The organism is Salinimicrobium oceani (assembly GCF_012037645.1).
Map to the genome: position 1 here is coordinate 1 of NZ_JAAVJR010000833.1, position 407 is coordinate 407.

Sequence of the window (407 nt, forward strand, 5' to 3'; positions counted from 1 at the left end):
CTATCGTTCTTCTTAAAAATGAGAAGAACCTTTTACCGCTTTCTTCTTCAGTAAAGAATATCGCAGTGATTGGGCCTCTTGCCGATGATAAGAACACCCCAATTGGCAACTGGCGTGCCCAGGGGGAAGCTAACTCAGCTGTCTCTATTCTGGAAGGTGTGAAAAATGCCGTTGGAAAAAATGTAAAAGTCACTTATGCGAAAGGAGCCGATCTTGGAGTAGGTGAGCGAAGCTTCCTCAAACCTCTTGAGATCAATAATACAGATAAATCAGGTTTTAAAGCCGCTGTTGACGCTGCGAAAAAAGCAGATCTTGTGATCCTGGCCCTTGGGGAAGATGCTTTCCAGAGTGGGGAAGGAAGAAGTCAGGTGAATATTGGTCTTGCCGGAGTTCAAAAGGAGCTTATG

1 protein-coding gene is annotated in these 407 nt (G+C 45.0%); it reads left to right on the forward strand.

Features of this window, described 5'->3' with window-relative positions:
• The coding region (locus HC175_RS19620; protein ID WP_209310125.1) for a glycoside hydrolase family 3 protein at nt 1-407 on the forward strand (407 nt) is incomplete at both ends.